The sequence below is a fragment of the Skermanella sp. genome (assembly GCF_059503625.1).
The window spans coordinates 9,540-11,807 of the sequence record NZ_JCACHA010000693.1; the positions used below are offsets into that span (position 1 = coordinate 9,540).

General features: G+C 67.7%; 3 protein-coding genes. All 3 read right to left on the minus strand.

Annotated features, from left to right (window positions below):
• Positions 1-61 precede the first annotated feature (61 nt).
• From thiL to AC5JJ6_RS22905, 3 genes are read right to left on the minus strand one after another with little or no spacing between them, the layout of a single operon-like run.
• Positions 62-1,048, minus strand: coding sequence for a thiamine-phosphate kinase (thiL, locus tag AC5JJ6_RS22895; RefSeq protein ID WP_496044265.1), 987 nt, complete (start codon positions 1,046-1,048; stop codon positions 62-64).
• The gene (nusB, locus tag AC5JJ6_RS22900; protein WP_496044266.1) at positions 1,026-1,622 is read right to left on the minus strand and encodes a transcription antitermination factor NusB; all 597 of its coding nucleotides are present in this window, start codon (positions 1,620-1,622) and stop codon (positions 1,026-1,028) included. The genes thiL and nusB overlap by 23 nt, the downstream gene beginning before the upstream one ends.
• Positions 1,623-1,651: 29 nt before the next feature.
• Positions 1,652-2,170 (minus strand): 6,7-dimethyl-8-ribityllumazine synthase, encoded by a 519-nt coding sequence (locus AC5JJ6_RS22905; RefSeq protein ID WP_044431485.1) that lies wholly within the window; start codon positions 2,168-2,170, stop codon positions 1,652-1,654.
• Positions 2,171-2,268: the final 98 nt, after the last annotated feature.

The following is a 2,268-nucleotide window of genomic DNA, read 5'->3' on the forward strand; positions in this document are numbered from 1 at the left end:
CCGACAAGCAGACGCGCCGGCTTGTCGGCTGCCGCTTCGCTCTAGACCGACCTACGTTTTTCTAGAAATGCGTCCAGCCTCGGGCCGTCAGGGGCGTGGGGGCGCCGGTACCGTCCAGGACAGTAACGGTGCCGGCGGCACCGTCCGGGGAAAGGCGGCCGATCTCGGTCACGTCGGCGCCGGAGGCGAGGAGCGCTTCGCGGTCTTCGGGTTTCACCGTGAAGACGATTTCGTAGTCGTCGCCGCCGGTCAGGGCTGTGGCGAGGAGAGCCGGGTCTGCCGTGATAGCGGCGCGGGTCGCGGCGGACAGGGGGACGCGGTCGGCGTGGATCGTCGCGGCGCAGCCTGAAACTTCGCAGAGATGCGCCAGATCCGCGACCAAGCCGTCGGAGACGTCGAGGCCGGCCGTCGCGAAGCGGCGCAGCGTCGGCACCAGGGAAAGCCTGGGTTGCGGGCGGCGGTAGCGCTCGATCAGAGGATCGGGGTCCGGGGCGTTCAGCTTGCCTTGGAGAACGCGGAGGCCGAGGGCCGCGTCGCCGATGGTGCCGCTGACGAAGACCAGATCGTCCGCGCCTGCCGTGCCACGGCGGAGCGCCTGTCCTCTGGGCACGAGGCCGAAGGCGGTTACCGACAGGGTGACCGGGCCGGGAGTCGAAACCGAGTCGCCGCCCATCAGGTGGATGCCGTAGCGCTTCTGGTCCTCCGCAAGACCGGCGGCGAAAGCGGCGAGCCAACCGTCGCCGATATCGGCGGGCAGACTGGTGACCAGGGAATAGGCCAGCGGCTCCGCCGTCATCGCGGCAAGGTCGGAAAGGTTGACCCGCAGCAGCTTGGCGGCGATGTCGGCGGGGGGATCGTCGGGGAGGAAGTGAACGCCGGCAACCAGGGCGTCGGTGGTTATCACCAGTTCCCGGTCGGGCGGGATGCCGAACACAGCGGCATCGTCGGTCAGGCCGAGCGCGCCGGGGAAACCTGCCGCCAGCGGCTTCAGGTAGCGGTCGATCCGGCCGAATTCGCCGGCGCCGTCAGCGCCCGGCGGCTGGGGCACGCGAGGGGTCCGGAGCAGCCAGATCGTCGGCTCGAATGGCGCGGGCCAGCTTGTCGAGCACGCCGTTGACCATCGCGGGTTCGCGGCCGGCGAAGAAGGCGTGGGCGACGTCCACGTATTCGCTGATCACGATGCGGGGATGGGTTTCCACGTTGACGAGAAGCTCGAAGGCTCCCGCCCGCAGGATCGCCCGCGTCAGCCGTTCCAGCCGGTCCACCGGCCAGGTGGCGTCCAGGCAGGAGGTCAGCATGGTATCCAACTCAGCCTGACGGGCGCTGGCGCCGCGCAGGATGTCGGAGAAGAGCTGCGGGTCGGCGGCGACATAGGTGTCGCCATCGACCTCATGTCCCAAGCGGTGCTTGATGAACTCTCCCAGGACCGTCTCGGTGTTGGTGCCGCTGAGATCGACTTGATAGAGAGCCTGCACCGCCGCCAGACGAGCCGCCTTGCGACGTGCCTTGGCCGAGCCCCCGCCGGTACGCCGGGAACCCGGCTTACCGCCCGAACCGGTCTGGCCGCGCTTGGGGGAAGCCCCCGAAGCGGCATTGTCACGCGCGTCGTCTGACTGTGCCATGGTGCTTTTCAAAACTGCATATGTCTGATTCAGGATGTCAGGCCGAAGTGGCGCTTCAACCGGATCATGTCAAGACAGGCCGACGCCACGGCGCCGCCCTTGTTCTTCTGATCCACCTTGGCACGCGCCCAGGCCTGATCGTCGTTTTCGACTGTCAGGATGCCGTAGCCGATGGCGGCGTTGTGGCGCAAGGCGATATCCTGCAATCCACGTGCGCTTTCGATGCAGACATAGTCGTAGTGGGTCGTCTCGCCCCGGATGACGCAGCCCAGGGCGACATAGCCGTCGTAGCGGGGCGCGGCGCTCTCGTCGTTGGCGGCGCCGCCGCCCTCCGCCGCCGTGAGCGCGAAGTTGATCGCGGCGGGGATCTCGAAGGCACCGGGGACGGCGATCCGGTCATAGGTGGCGCCGGCTTTCTCAAGCTCGATGATGGCGCCCCGGACCAGCTCGTCCGCGATGTCCTCGTAGAAGCGGGCTTCGACGATCAGGATGTGCGGACCCGTGATGCGGATCACTGCGTCGGTGGCGGTATCGGTGACGGCGGACATGCCTCAGTCGGCTCCGGAAATGGCGGGATTGATGGACCGGGTACCGACGACGGAAAGACCGTAGCCGTCCAGGCCGATGATGTTCTTCTTGTGGTTGG

Bases quoted from the DNA above. Each gene is read 5' to 3' on its own strand.
- nusB (WP_496044266.1), bottom strand. From the start codon at position 1,622: ATGGCACAGTCAGACGACGCGCGTGACAATGCCGCTTCGGGGGCTTCC.
- AC5JJ6_RS22905 (WP_044431485.1), bottom strand. From the start codon at position 2,170: ATGTCCGCCGTCACCGATACCGCCACCGACGCAGTGATCCGCATCACG.